Source organism: Acinetobacter sp. AOR34_HL, from assembly GCF_027854795.1.
GTDB lineage: Bacteria > Pseudomonadota > Gammaproteobacteria > Pseudomonadales > Moraxellaceae > Acinetobacter > Acinetobacter junii.
In genome coordinates this window covers 19,121-33,475 of sequence record NZ_JAKTID010000034.1, presented here as the reverse complement: position 1 = coordinate 33,475, position 14,355 = coordinate 19,121, and the positions used below count along the sequence as shown (strand labels likewise).

Genomic DNA, 14,355 nt, shown 5'->3' with positions numbered 1-14,355 from the left:
ATTACACACGCTCAAATTATTCCGTCTTAAAATAGTTAAAAAGATATTTTTTTCATTTAGTTAAGGATTGTTATGGCACAGTTTGCAGTCATTGGTTTAGGAAGTTTTGGGGCGACTGTTGCATTAGAACTCACTAAACTGAATCATGATGTTATTGGAATTGATACGATCAAGCGCAATGTGGAAAATTTGGCTGATCAAATCACTCATGCCGTTATTGCTGACGCTACAGATGAGCACGTACTAGAAGAATTGAATATTCAAAATTGTGATGCCGTTGTTGTTGCAATTGGTGAAGATATTGAAGCAAGTATTTTGTGTGTATTAAACCTCAAAAATTTGGGTGTAGAAAAAATCTTAGTAAAAGCTAAAACCAAAGCTCATCACACAATTCTTTCTCACTTAAATATCACTAAAATTATTCATCCTGAAGAAGACATGGGGGTTCGAGTTGCACAAGCGCTTAACTATCCTATGGTTAGCCGTTACATGGCACTCGATCATGATCATTACATCATTAAAGTGCCTGTGCATGAGAAACTAAACAAGGTAAATCTATCAGGCATTCTCAAACAAGAACCTCATATCAAACTTTTACTACTTAAACGTGATGAACAAATTATTTATGAAATCGACTCTAGTTTTACCTTACAAACAGGTGACGTACTCATATTAGAAGGATTACTCACCCATCTAAAAAAATTATCGGGATGCTTCCTCTAAATGACCATAAAAATAAATTCGCAAAAGATATTTAATCTTAGCCCACCGACATTGCTCGCGATTGGGTTCTTAAGCTTTATCATTATTGGAACATTACTGCTTAAACTTCCGATTGCAAACAAAGGAAACTTAAGCTGGATGGATGCTTTGTTTACTGCAACTTCAGCGGTCACGATTACTGGTCTATCTGTGGTGAATTTAAATGAATCATTTAACCATCTCGGACAAGTTATAATTTTATTATTGATTCAATCTGGTGGTTTAGGTTTTATGACCTTCGCGATTTTGGCTGCTCTCAGTTTGGCACCCAAATTAGGTCTTAAACAACAAATGATGGCTCAAGACAGTCTAGGGCAAACAAGCTTATCTAAAGTTACATTCGTAGCAAAAGGCGTTGTACTTTATACCTTATTATTTGAATTGATTGGTGTAATCATCCTGAGTACATCATTTATTCCAATGTACGGTGTAGGGCGAGGATTGTATTATTCGATTTTCTACAGTATTTCCGCTTTCAACAATGCAGGCTTTTCTTTATTTGACAATAGTTTAATCAACTTTCAAAGTCATTATTTGATCTGCTTAACGATTAGTATGCTTTATACGCTGGGTGGTATCGGCTTTCTAGTACTAATTGATGTAAAACAGAATAAGAAATGGAGTAAATTAACACCGAATAGCAAACTTATACTCAGTACTATTCTTGTTTTAAATCTTATCGCTTTTATTCTTATTTGGCTTTTAGAATCAAATAACCCATTAACACTTGGTCCAATGACATTAGGTGAACAAGCGATGAACTCTTGGTTTCAGGCTACTGTTCCTCGTTCATCAGGTTTTAATACCATCAATACCAGTGCAATGGAGCATAGTACCGCGCTACTTACTATGCTATTGATGTTTATTGGTGGTGGTTCTTTAAGTACTGCAGGCGGTATAAAAGTTGGAACATTTGTGATCTTATTACTTACTGTTGTTTCATTTTTACGACGTAACGAAGAAATTCGTATTTTTAATCACTCTGTTTCTCATGAAACGACCTATAAAGCTTTAGCCGTAGCTGCGATTACAGGCATGTTAGTATTTATTGGGTGTTTTACGCTTTTTCTGCTTGAACCAAAATTAGATGTTTTAGATTTGATGTTTGAAGTCGTCTCAGCTGCTTGTACGGTTGGACTTTCTCGTGGTGTGACAGGCGAATTACATGACGGTAGTTTATTTGTATTAAGCTTGCTTATGTATACAGGACGACTAGGTCCACTCACCCTTGCATATCTCATAGCAACCCCTAAAAAGAGCCGCTTGAAACATGCAAATGCGAATATTCAGATTGGATAAAAGTTTAAAGGCTGCTCGACCACGATAGCTTGCTGACAAATTTCATCAGCTTGGTATTGTTGCTCGAATACAGCCTTTGACATAACCTCAAAATGATCACAAAAACTAATTTCTTGCTCATCAATAGAATAGATCAACGACTGATTTCCCGCCCCATCTAATGTGTCATAAAACACAATAACGAATTTGCCATCTTCATAGGCTTGCTGAATCTTCTCATACGTCAAAGCAGGTCTAATTGGGATCTGAAGTTGCTTCGCCTCTAAGTAAATTTTCTTTTCAATTTCATCAATATCAGGGTCAGGAGCGGTATAGAATGAGACTTCAAATCCTAACTTTTTCAATGCCACAGCCAAAGCAATTGTAAAGGTTCCTTCGTTGTAATCATGCCGACATAATTGAATAAGCTCAGCAATATCAATATTTGATTGATATTGCTTTAGAATCAACCATACTGCAAAAACCCCACAATTTGCCTCAAGCTGCAATAATGGATCAGGAATGTCTAAACTCATTTAGTACCAGTTCATCAAAGAAACGCCAAGTCCGACATATGTTGCTCGATGATTATAGTCGATCAAGCTCTCACCATAGCCTTCAAACAGTTGTAGATGACCACGTAACTTACCTTTGATTGGAAATGCCCAATCAAACTGCACAGCCCCATGTGACTTATCACCACCTTTCAGTGAATGGCGCAACATAAGTGAAAAATCATTTTCCTTGTGTCGGTAGAAAGCTGTCAAATCTCCGCGCCCAATATAATCTTTAATATCAGGGTTGTTATCATCTTTCACATCTTCTTCAATTCGATACCAAGGACGCAGCATCAAAGCAAAATTATCTTTCTCAAAACCAAGATTGAAGATAACTCGATTCCAACTTCTTGATAATGGATCTGAACGACCATTTGATTGGTGATTCAGCGTCACACCTAATAAGCGTGCATTTAACCCTAGAAGTTCATAATTTGTTCTAAACATTAAACTCGCTTCTGGCTCATAGTTGGTTTCTCGAAATGGACGAGACTCCTCTGAGTTATAAACTTGCCAGCGTGATGATTGCGTATAACCCAACCATAGATCACCATTATTTCCGAAAATATTTTCCCAAGCTTTGGTTTTTAAGGAAATCTGGAATTTAGCTTCAGAAGAAGTCAAATTTTGCTTATCTGTCACTGTGTTATTTGGATTCGGACTCTCTGGATATTCGTTTTTATCACTTGTCCAAAAAACTGGCAGTAAATAAACAGGCTGATACGCACGAATATTCCAAACACCCAGTTTACTCTCTTCAGATAACTCCCAACGTCGATCTAGTAAAGATACATTTGGATCAAATTTCGGAGCAGCGCCAATCAGATTCAAATCACTGACTTTTTGAACCACTTTATCTTTTAAACTTTCAGGTGAGCTTTTTTCTAACTCTTTTGATTTAACGGGAGGTGCAGCCGCTACCATTGGTTCTGTAACCTGCGGCTCAATGACGGTTGGAGCTTTAAATATGCTGTCATAGCAAGCCAAGCGGTCTGCACTTGAGCTTAATGCAACACATGCTTCGACAGTAGCTGGAGTGGCAGGTTCTGCGACTTGTGCAAAGGTGTTTGATGCAGCAAAAGAACTAAGTATAGCCAGTATACTTAGTTCCAATTGAGCACGTTCAATTTTTTTGAACGTCATAGCGGTCTCCAATTTTTTCTTTTAATTGACTTGCTGAATTTCAAAACCTAAGTTTTGTAACTCCTCACGTTTAGCAAATGGAGCCACTACTGCTCTCACAGGTTTTTGCTCCAATAGATATTCTTTAGCAACTCTTTGTAAATCAGCTAAAGTAACATGCAATAATCGTTCGCGTAGAAGTTTACGGAACTTTGGTGTGCGTGCATGTAGTAATGCATAACATGCCGTTATTGCCTCTCCAGCAGGTGACCCAGGCTTATCCATACCAGACACCAGTCCAAGAATTGCTTCTTCGAGTTGATGTTCTTTTTGTTCAGCATTTAATAACCAATGGATACTCGCTTCAAAATCATTAAAGGTTTCTGCTAAACGTGGGTCACGATAGCTATAGAAACGGAAAGCACAGGCATTGCCATCATAGCTTGCTCCACCACCATACGCCCCACCTTTTTCACGAATAGCACTATGCAAATAGCCATTACGTAAATATGCTGCTAATACCATGAGTGGAGCTGCATCAACATGTGCAACATCTACAGCTTGATAAGCGGATGCACAGAACTGAACATTTGACTGAATTAACCAAGCTTCATCATAATTTGTATCTACGTGGTCCACAGTAGTTAATGTTACGGGTTCTTTGCTGACATCTAACTTATCCCAGACATTTTGGATTTCTTCCACTAAACGATCTGAATGATGTTCTTCACAAACCAATAAGAACTGTTTTGGTGCTTGTAAAAGTTTTCGGTGAATCGCCTTAAGCTCATCAATTAATGCCTTATAAGCTGTATCATCATTATCGATTTTAGCCACTAAATCACTTAACCAGTTTAATGCACCTAAACCCGTATTGTGATAATCACGGCGTGCTAATGCACTCATTTGACGTGAAGCAGTCTGCATAGCATAACTATGGCCAGATCCTGATAAACGAGACTGCCAGCGAGTTTTACGTTGTTGTAACAGCTCTATGATTCGATCTTTTTCATCAAATCTTAGTTTCTCAAATGCTAACTTCAACAATTGAATCGCATCTAATTTTTGCGTAAGTGATTTGGTCGTTAAAGTTAACCATGCACTGATACGATCTTTATCATCAACTTTGCTTCGTAATGAAGCTCCCATACCCAAACCTCCACTGACGGCTGTTTGAATTTGTTGAAGTTCTAAATAATCATATTCTCCTGCACCAACCTCGCCCATCAAAATTGAAAGCAAATTAAAATATGGCGATTGCACAATTTCATTTGGGATTTGGATTAAAACTTGTTGATAGTAAATACCATTGGTTCCAGCATGATAAAGATTCAATGGAGTGTCTAATCCATTTGAAATGATCTCACGTAATTGACCTTGTACAATTTGCAACTCTGCTGGAATATCTTCCAAACCAACTTTTGGTAATAAATCTAAATCATCAGGTGTATCCTGACGTTGCTTTAAAGCTTCAGTTTGCTTTTGTATCTCAATCTTCTGTTCATCATTTAGATTTGCAGTGATTTCAGCTAAACGCGCTTGTTCAGCTTGTTGTTCTTTGATTGATTTAGTGGCATCTGGCACCAGCGTCATTTGTACACGATGTGGATTATCTAACAAATGCGTTTGAATTAAATTAGATAGCCACATTGGATCTTTGAGTTCTTCTTTGACTTGTTCTATCGCAGAATCGACATCCCAAACGTGAACAGGATCATTATGATGAATAACACTACCTAAACCATTTAAGATCAAGCTAAGTCCGTATGGTGTTCCATCACCATTAATTTCACGTTGATGCAATTCGATTTGATGCAATATCGCGTCGACTAAATCCGTATCAACTGGTTTAGCAGCAACATCATTCAAAACTTTTAACACACCATTACGGAATTCATTTGCGTGTTCTGGATTTGAGCCTTGAACACCACAATAGAAAGTCATTTCAAAGTTACTATCATCAACGCCCATCAACGGACCAGTTGATTGTGCATATCCGCAAGTTTCCAAATAGTGACGTAATGGTGAAGCAGAATTTTCAAGAAGAATACCTTCAACCAAACGCATACCTAAACGTAATTTAATGTCACTTGTTTCAGGCAATAACCAAGATAAAACATGATAAGTTTTATCTTTTAAATCCTCACTATCAACCGCGTAATTCTCAATCACTTCAAGAGGAGCTGTGAGTCGCTTTTCTGGTTTTGAATATAAAGTTGTACCTTTAGAAAACTTATGAAGCGCTAAAGTTTCAAATTGCTCTTGTAAATCATAAGCACTTTGATTACCAAAGGTCATAAATACAGCATTACTTGGGTGATAATGAGTTTTGTAGAAATCAACCAACTGATCATACGTCAGATCAGGAATATCCTTTGGATCACCACCAGAGTTGTAATGATAGGTAGTTTCAGGGAATAAATGATGAGCTAGTTGATGGTAAAGTTGATCTGTAGGTGAGCTCATTGCACCTTTCATTTCATTAAAGACTACACCTTTGTAAACTGCCTGATCATTTTCCAACTCAATACGAATACCCTCTTGCGCAAAATCTAAAGGATTTAAATTTGCAGCAAATGTAGCATCCAAATAAACAGACAATAAGTTTTGGAAGTCCTTTTTATTCTGAGTGGCAAATGGATATGCTGTCCAATCTGCGGCTGTAAATGCATTCATAAATGTATTTAATGAGCGACGGATCATTAAAAAGAATGGGTCACGTACAGGAAATTTTTCTGAACCGCATAATGCAGTATGTTCAAGAATATGTGCAGCGCCTTTGGAATCCATTGGCTGAGTTCTAAACGCAACTAAAAAGACATTTTCGTCGTGAGAAGTCGCCAAATGGTAATGAATTGCGCCTGTCACTTTGTGTTTATATTCAGATACTTGAATATCAAGTGCTTCTACATGGTGTTGACGTAATAGCTGAAACGCAGGATGAGTAGTTTGTTTAATGCTTTCAGAAACATCGACAGTCATGAGTTCTCCAATTATCTAATAAAATGATTACAATTTATGATACTGAGTCTACCGAACAATCCCTACAGATATCCATGTAAATTACTATGTTTTTGTAGAAAAATGCAGCGAGTGACATAAAATTGATGTCAGATATTTTTTAATTCCAGTCCTTGAACATTAAAAATAATAAGCATAGAAAGCTCACCGTAAATGAAGTGAATTTTCTTCAACAAACTACTGTAATCTTTAGCATTCGTGTAAACTTCATGTTTTGATTTTTAACTGTGATGACAAACATGGCAACTGTTGATCTTTTTTCAATTGGTAATGCGCTCATTGACCAAGAATTTAAAGTTTCGTATGAGTTCTTAACAGAACATGCTTTGCAAAAAGGTACGATGCAGTTGACCAATGGTGAAACACAAACAGCTCTTTTTCAACAGCTACAAAAAACGCAAACTTATAAAGGTCAGGCAAGTGGTGGTTCTGCAGCAAATACAACTGTAGCCTTCAGTGCATTAGGTGGTTCAGCTTTTTATGGCTGCCGTGTAGGTAACGATGAATTAGGTTCTATTTATTTAAATGGACTAAATGAAGCTGGGATCACAACAACAAGTAAGTCAATCAGCAATGGTGTTACAGGTACCTGCATGGTACTGATCAGCCCTGATTCTGAACGTACAATGCACACTTTTCTTGGCATCACAGCAGAATTGACTTCTGAACAAATAGATTTCGAACCATTAAAAACTGCTAAATGGCTATATATCGAAGGTTATTTATCTACGAGCGACACAGCAAGAGCAGCTGTCAAACAAGCTCGTGCTCTTGCTAAAGAACATGGTGTTAAAATCGCCCTTTCTCTTTCAGATCCTGCGATGGTGCAATATGCACGTCAAGGTCTCGAAGAGTTAATGGATGATGGTGTAGATTTATTATTCTGTAATGAACAAGAAGCACTTATGTTCACGAACACTGAAACGCTCGATGCAGCAATTGAGGTTTTAAAATCTAACAACCAACATATCGTGATTACTCAAGGGACAAATGGCGCAGTCATTATTGATCCTGCAAATCAATTTCATGTTGCAGGTCGCCATGTGAATGCTGTAGACACAAATGGTGCTGGTGATGCCTTTGCGGGTGCGTTTTTATATGCAATTAACGCTGGACTTTCACTGGATGCAGCAGCACAGCTCGCAATCTTGATATCAAGTGAAGTTGTCGCTCAATTTGGTCCTCGTTTAAGTGTAGAAAACTACGCTAAACTTTTTGAACAATTTAAAAATGCTCAACAGGAATGTGCTTAAGATGGAAAAAATTTGCATGACTGAGGAAGTCCCAGAACGTGAGTCACGTACATTTGACACCATGAAGGGAACAACCATTTTTATTACACAAAAAGATGGAAGTTTTTATGCATATCAAAACATTTGTCCTCACTTACAAACTGAACTGGAATACTTAGAAAATCAATTCTTGGATCAAGATCGTGAATACATTCAATGCTCAACCCATGGAGCTTTGTTTTCAGTTGAAACTGGCGAATGTATTTCAGGTCCATGCCTAGGTGAACATCTTCAGAAGGTAAATTTGGAAGTCCACTCTGATGGTGGTATTTATATTGATTAATACGCAATAAGACTTCTGCTATGACTGAGTTTTTTCTTAATTATTATCTTATGCCATTTCACATGAGTGTTGTGGCTCTGATTTTTCTCAGCATAGCGGAAACTATTGGGATTTTTATAGGTTTACGTCCAAGTTCTTTAGTTAAGAAATTAACACCAGAATGGTTACTGAACTCACCTCTTTTAGATGTTAAATTCTCAAAATATTTAATCGTAGTGTTCCTACTGATTAACTTTAGTTTTGCCGGCTACTTTCTTGAACTATCCTTTTTTGCACTTCAACACTATTTTATTTCACCTTACTATTTATTCATTCCAGCTTTAGTCATCGACATATTCTTTACCGTTTTTATGATTCACTGTCTGGATCAGGTCATCAAACCCAAGGTTACCCACACTCATTCAAATCTTATTGGTCGCTTAGCAACCATTTCAACAGGGAACGCGCGTCCTGGTTTTTCAGCACAAGCGCGTGTAAGAGATGAATTTGGACAACTTTATTATGTTCAGGTTGAGCCAGAATACGGTGAACTGGAGTTACAGTCTCAGGTTCTACTCATTAGCCGAAAATCCAACTCTCATTATTTGGCAAAAAAAATATCTATTTCGAACAAACTTTTTACGCCTGATTAATTTTTCATTCTTATCAAAAGCAAAACGCTCACCAAACGATCAAATATTACAAACAGTTACAAAAAGAGTAACAATATTTGTCGTTTAGATCAGCCCTCCTATCACTCTACTTTAGCTAAAAGTACATATAGCGAATTGCATCACAATTTCAACAATAAACTCTACAATTACACTAGGTTTTAGTACTGTTTCATCATTAATTTTATTTATTTATGTAAGTGACTTTATAAGCATATGTAAATACTAGATATTTTATTATCATACTATTTTACTTGGTTTTAGATTAAATTAATTAAAATTAAATCAAACCTTTTTAATCGGAATAAAATTATTAAATCACAACTGTTTTAATCAAGTTTAAAATAATAAAAACCAATTAATTTAGTTGGATAATAATTAGAATTAAAATTAATCAACAATACACATAAATAGTTGTTTTTGATAATTTTTATTGTTTATTTTTATTTAAACTATCCTAAAGGTTTATTTTTAATAAATTTTATTTAATAATGTTTTATATCTTTTAAATATGAGGCTAAGTTCTATGAACACGAGTTCTCAAGATCCTAATCGGAAATTAATCCGTGAAATCACAATCATTCTTATTATTAAAGTTGTGATTTTGCTTGTGATTAAAAACATCTGGTTTGATGCCCCAACAATTCCCAAAGATTTTAACAATGAAGTCGCTGAGCGTATTGCTGGCGACATGTCCAACAATCAGGAGACACGTTGATGATTTCTGAAAGCGTGGTCGATCTTTCGCGGTTCCAATTCGCAATGACCGCAATGTATCACTTTCTTTTCGTCCCTCTAACTTTAGGTCTTGCGTTTATTCTTGCCATTATGGAAACCACATATGTGATTTCAGGCAAAGAGATTTATAAAGATATGACCAAATTCTGGGGAAAACTCTTCGGGATTAACTTTGCCTTAGGTGTTACCACTGGTTTAACAATGGAGTTTCAGTTTGGTACGAACTGGGCATATTACTCTCACTATGTAGGTGACATTTTTGGTGCACCACTTGCCATCGAAGGCCTAATGGCTTTCTTTCTTGAATCCACTTTTATCGGTCTGTTTTTCTTTGGATGGGATCGTTTATCTAAAGTCCAGCATTTAGGTGTAACTTGGTTAGTGGCGATCGGTTCAAATATGTCTGCGCTGTGGATTCTGATCGCAAATGGTTGGATGCAAAATCCTGTTGGTGCAGCGTTTAACTACGAAACCATGCGTATGGAATTGGTTGATTTCGGCGCTTTGATTTTCAACCCAGTTGCTCAAGTAAAATTTGTACATACTGTTTCTGCTGGTTATGTCACTGGCGCAATCTTTGTATTGGCAATCTCAAGCTATTACTTATTAAAGAAACGTGATTTACCATTTGCACGTCGTTCATTCGCTATTGCTGCGATCTTCGGTCTAGCATCTACACTCTCAGTCATCTTACTTGGTGATGAGTCAGGCTATGAGTTGGGTGACGTTCAAAAAACTAAACTCGCAGCGATTGAGGCTGAATGGCATACAGAACCTGCACCTGCTGCTTTCACTCTATTTGGTATCCCGAACCAAGCAGAGATGCGTACAGACTATGCAATTAAAATCCCGTATGTGATGGGTATCATTGCGACTCGTTCTACGGATAAACAGGTTACAGGCTTACATGACCTCATGAAAGAACATGAAGTCCGTATCCGTAATGGTATGGTTGCTTACAGCGAGTTGGAAAAGTTACGAGCTGGTGATCGCTCTCCAGAATTGCTAGCGTCTTTTGAGCAAAATCAAAAAGATCTTGGCTACGGTCTATTATTGAAAAAATATACACCAAACGTTGTTGATGCAACTGAAGCTCATATTCAGGCTGCAACAAAAGACACTATTCCAAACGTAGCAGCACTGTTCTTCTCATTCCGTGCAATGGTTGCTTCAGGCTTCCTAATGCTCTTGCTCTTCATTCTTGCAACTTGGGCTGTGGCTAAACGTAATGCAGAGAATAAACCTTGGTTACTTAAATTTGCATTATTTGCTTTACCACTACCTTGGATCGCAGCACAAACGGGTTGGTATGTCGCAGAAGGTGGTCGTCAACCGTGGTCAATTGGTGAAATCTTACCTACACATCTTTCTGCTTCTAGTGTGAGTGCTGGTGATGTATGGGGTTCAATTATCGCCCTAGCTGCTTTCTATACTGTATTGCTCATTATCGAGATGTACTTAATGATCAAATTTGCACGTTTAGGTCCAAGTTCTTTGCATACTGGTAAATATCACTTTGAGAAACTAGCTGCAAACACTAAGGAGGCTCAATCATGATCGAATATGAACTCCTAAAAATTATTTGGTGGGTTTTGGTTGGTGTACTACTCATTGGCTTTGCCCTCACCGATGGTTTTGATATGGGCTCTATGGCATTAATGCCATTTGTAGGAAAAAATGATTCAGAACGCCGCGCTGCGATCAATACGATTGCGCCACACTGGGATGGCAATCAGGTTTGGTTTATTACAGCTGGTGGTGCGCTCTTTGCTGCATGGCCGATGGTATATGCTGTCGCATTCTCAGGAATGTATTGGGCGCTATTATTAGTACTATTTGCCTTGTTCCTCAGACCCGTTGGATTTGATTATCGCTCTAAGTTAGAAAACACCCAATGGCGTAACTCTTGGGACTGGGGATTGTGTATTGGTGGGGCTGTTCCAGCGCTAGTATTTGGTGTTGCATTTGGTAATTTATTCTTAGGTGTACCATTCACACTAGATGAAACTCTACGTTCTCAATATACAGGTAGTTTCTTTGCATTATTGAATCCATTTGCACTTATTTGTGGTTTAGTGAGTTTAAGCATGCTGTCTGCACATGGCGGTGCATGGTTAATGTTGCGTACAGATGGTGATCTTCACAATCGCTCAGCCAAAGCAACTCAAATCATGGCAATTGTATTCCTAGTATGCTTTTTGGCTGCAGGTGCATGGTTATTCTTTGGAAATATCTCAGGCTATAGTTATGCAGTGGCAGTAGATACAAATGCGGCATTAAACCCACTTGCAAAAGATGTAGTTACAAATGCCAATCATGGTTGGTTAAATAATTATTCAACTTACCCAATCACGATGGCAGCACCTATTGCAGCAATTCTTGGAGCCTTACTAGTCATTATTAGCGCAGCAAAACATAGAGCAGCAACTAGTTTTACAGGTACAAGCCTCATGATTGTTGGTGCAATTTTAACAGCAGGTTTCTCATTGTTCCCATTCTTATTACCGTCAAGTATTGATCCAACATCAAGCTTAACCATGTGGGATGCTGTTTCTAGTCATAAAACACTGGGTGTGATGACAGTAGCTGCTTGTATTTTCGTACCTATCATTTTGATCTATACCTCTTGGTCTTACTACAAAATGTGGGGTGTCATCACCAACAAACATATTGAAGAAAACTCTCATAGTTTGTATTAATCAGGAGATGTGAAATGTGGTATTTTGCATGGATTCTAGGCGTTCTGATGGCATGTTTTGCTGGGGTACTTAGTGCACTCTATATTGAACATCACCAAGACTTAGATGAGGAATAATAAAATGGCTCAAGTCATGTCAACACCAAAGAATAGTAAAGCGCAAATTGTTGCAATGACCGTTTCCTTTTTGTTGGCATTGCCTCTTGCTGCAATTTTATTAGTTCATCCTGCACTCATGCTAGATGAAAATGGTCACTATAATCACAGCATACTCATGTTAGTCATGATTGGGATTTCAGGTGGTTTTATTCATGGTGTAGGATTTGTACCTAGATTTTGGTTGTGGAAATGGTTATTTAGCCCTTTTATCGCATGGCCTTTAATGCTTTTGGGATATTTTATTTGGTTAGGTAATTAATTTATCAATATTAAAAGAGGAAGTTCATACTTCCTCTTTTTTTACACAACGTAATTACAATTAAATTACTTTACACACACAAACCAATCACCTAATTTTTTAGTCATTTCAACTAGACTTAATGGGATTAATGGTATTCCTACCTCCCCAGTTATTGGATAATCATCAACAACACCAGTGCGATTAAATCCTCTACGTTCATAATATTCAATAAGTTCTTTACGCACACTAAGTACATAAAGATTAATATTCAAAACATCGGCATAAGTGTCACGTATATATTTTTCAGCAAAACTCAACATTCGTTGCCCTATGCCTAAATTTTGTAGATCGGGATCAATTGCAAATGTCCCTATTTCTACAAATTCACGCATAAGGGTCAGTCCAATGCAAGCAATTATTTTTTCTTCAAATTGGGCTGTATACAACTCAAAATTTTTATTATTAAGATCAGAAATTAATTGCTGCTTAGATATACGTGCACCCTTTACGTAGTCTTTGCCTGTTGTCCAACTTCGACCAAATTGATTTCGATAAGCCGCATTAATGACTTAAACCAAACGATCTATATCTTCAATTCTTGCTTTTCTTATATCTAAGTACATTTTAATAATCATGAGCCAATAAAAAACCGATGATAACATCGGTTTTTTAAACATATACTAAAAAATTAATTAGTTTGACCTGCCAACCAAGCCATAAACTTTTGTCGTTCAGCTTTAGAGGCTTTCTGCCATAAATCAACCAATTGCTGATCTGTAGATTTGATCGAATTTGTACTCGCAACAGTTGGAATCGGCGCTTCGATAACTTGATTAGTTGCTGCTGCACCATAAACTGGTGCTGGTTGATTTACTGCATTATTTTTATTCTTACTAGTTAAATCTAGAGTACGACTAATTAAATTACTACCAGTGAACCATGGTTGAGCTTCATTATTCGCACCCGTTTGCTGTACAACTAATTTTTTGTTTTGATCATACAAAGCCACTGTTGGTTGTTCAGCGTATTTCTTTGCAGCTTCAAAACTTTTAGGCGCATTCACTAATCCAAGTACATAAGACTGGTTATCCTTAAGTTCTGTAGCTTGTAAAGTTACAACGCCAGATTTAACGATGTCATGCTCACCATTTAAATGCTCAAAATATTCACGATAGCGCACATTGATCGTCAAATTACCAGGATCAACTTGATAGTTATTCTTTTTTGATGCGAGAAGACCATTATTTATTTCTTGACCGTTTACAGCAAGAATGACAATTTCTTCTGGTGCAGTGATTGTAACTGCTGAAAAAACTGAACCACTTAAAAATAAACCTAAAGCAGCAACACCAACTCTTAAAGACATTAGACTCTTCTCGATATAAACTATTTATGAAACCGTATGCACTATGCTACGAGATTGTGACTATTTTATGACAATAAACCAAACCGACCGTGCTTACAATTCGGCTTTTATTAGATATACATCTTTTTTGGTAATATAAAAAATAGAACTTTAGACGAACCCATTACTTCAAAACAAAAAAGAGCACT

15 protein-coding genes are annotated in these 14,355 nt (G+C 37.1%); 10 read left to right on the top strand and 5 right to left on the bottom strand.

The features are described from left to right. Positions 1 to 72: 72 nt before the first annotated feature. The gene (locus MKL32_RS05295) at positions 73 to 723 is read left to right on the top strand and encodes a potassium channel family protein (RefSeq protein ID WP_004911349.1); all 651 of its coding nucleotides are present in this window, start codon (positions 73 to 75) and stop codon (positions 721 to 723) included. Further along, positions 724 to 2,061, top strand: coding sequence for a TrkH family potassium uptake protein (locus tag MKL32_RS05290; protein ID WP_005402573.1), 1,338 nt, complete (start codon positions 724 to 726; stop codon positions 2,059 to 2,061). Here the strand turns inward: MKL32_RS05290 and MKL32_RS05285 are convergent. Genes MKL32_RS05285 through MKL32_RS05275 form a run of 3 tightly spaced genes read right to left on the bottom strand, consistent with a single transcriptional unit; the run spans position 2,049 to position 6,701 of the window. Then, the gene (locus MKL32_RS05285) at positions 2,049 to 2,576 is read right to left on the bottom strand and encodes a cysteine peptidase family C39 domain-containing protein (RefSeq protein WP_004962096.1); all 528 of its coding nucleotides are present in this window, start codon (positions 2,574 to 2,576) and stop codon (positions 2,049 to 2,051) included. The genes MKL32_RS05290 and MKL32_RS05285 overlap by 13 nt on opposite strands. Continuing rightward, the gene (locus MKL32_RS05280; RefSeq protein WP_005402572.1) at positions 2,577 to 3,740 is read right to left on the bottom strand and encodes a phospholipase A; all 1,164 of its coding nucleotides are present in this window, start codon (positions 3,738 to 3,740) and stop codon (positions 2,577 to 2,579) included. 21 nt (positions 3,741 to 3,761) lie between these two features. Further along, the gene (locus tag MKL32_RS05275) at positions 3,762 to 6,701 is read right to left on the bottom strand and encodes an insulinase family protein (protein ID WP_005402571.1); all 2,940 of its coding nucleotides are present in this window, start codon (positions 6,699 to 6,701) and stop codon (positions 3,762 to 3,764) included. A gap of 278 nt (positions 6,702 to 6,979) precedes the next feature. Here MKL32_RS05275 and MKL32_RS05270 point away from each other — a divergent pair, with 278 nt between their 5' ends. The 8 genes from MKL32_RS05270 (at position 6,980) to MKL32_RS05235 (ending at position 12,819) form a co-directional block, all read left to right on the top strand. Continuing rightward, entirely contained in the window at positions 6,980 to 7,993 is a 1,014-nt protein-coding gene (locus MKL32_RS05270) for an adenosine kinase (protein WP_005402570.1), read from the top strand. A 16-nt stretch (positions 7,994 to 8,009) separates the two neighbouring features. Beyond that, a complete protein-coding gene (locus MKL32_RS05265) occupies positions 8,010 to 8,315 on the top strand; it encodes a Rieske (2Fe-2S) protein (protein WP_005402569.1) in 306 nt (101 codons plus the stop codon). Between the two features lie 20 nt (positions 8,316 to 8,335). Beyond that, on the top strand, positions 8,336 to 8,947 hold the full coding sequence (locus MKL32_RS05260) for an OB-fold-containig protein (protein WP_270900289.1): 612 nt from the start codon (positions 8,336 to 8,338) through the stop codon (positions 8,945 to 8,947). Positions 8,948 to 9,491: 544 nt separating this feature from the next. Beyond that, positions 9,492 to 9,683, top strand: coding sequence for a cytochrome oxidase putative small subunit CydP (gene cydP, locus MKL32_RS05255; protein ID WP_004911375.1), 192 nt, complete (start codon positions 9,492 to 9,494; stop codon positions 9,681 to 9,683). Then, positions 9,683 to 11,260, top strand: coding sequence for a cytochrome ubiquinol oxidase subunit I (locus tag MKL32_RS05250; RefSeq protein WP_004911377.1), 1,578 nt, complete (start codon positions 9,683 to 9,685; stop codon positions 11,258 to 11,260). Before cydP ends, MKL32_RS05250 begins: the two co-directional genes overlap by 1 nt. Next, entirely contained in the window at positions 11,257 to 12,402 is a 1,146-nt protein-coding gene (gene cydB / locus MKL32_RS05245) for a cytochrome d ubiquinol oxidase subunit II (protein WP_270900288.1), read from the top strand. Before MKL32_RS05250 ends, cydB begins: the two co-directional genes overlap by 4 nt. 14 nt (positions 12,403 to 12,416) lie before the next feature. After that, the gene (gene cydX, locus MKL32_RS05240) at positions 12,417 to 12,518 is read left to right on the top strand and encodes a cytochrome bd-I oxidase subunit CydX (RefSeq protein WP_004653762.1); all 102 of its coding nucleotides are present in this window, start codon (positions 12,417 to 12,419) and stop codon (positions 12,516 to 12,518) included. A gap of 4 nt (positions 12,519 to 12,522) precedes the next feature. Continuing rightward, a complete protein-coding gene (locus tag MKL32_RS05235) occupies positions 12,523 to 12,819 on the top strand; it encodes a cyd operon YbgE family protein (RefSeq protein ID WP_004911382.1) in 297 nt (98 codons plus the stop codon). 65 nt (positions 12,820 to 12,884) lie between these two features. Here MKL32_RS05235 and MKL32_RS05230 read toward each other — a convergent pair whose 3' ends face one another. Further along, positions 12,885 to 13,367, bottom strand: a complete 483-nt coding sequence (locus tag MKL32_RS05230; protein WP_270900292.1) for a GNAT family N-acetyltransferase — start codon at positions 13,365 to 13,367, stop codon at positions 12,885 to 12,887. A gap of 122 nt (positions 13,368 to 13,489) precedes the next feature. Next, positions 13,490 to 14,167, bottom strand: a complete 678-nt coding sequence (locus MKL32_RS05225; RefSeq protein WP_270900287.1) for a YccT family protein — start codon at positions 14,165 to 14,167, stop codon at positions 13,490 to 13,492. Positions 14,168 to 14,355: the final 188 nt, after the last annotated feature.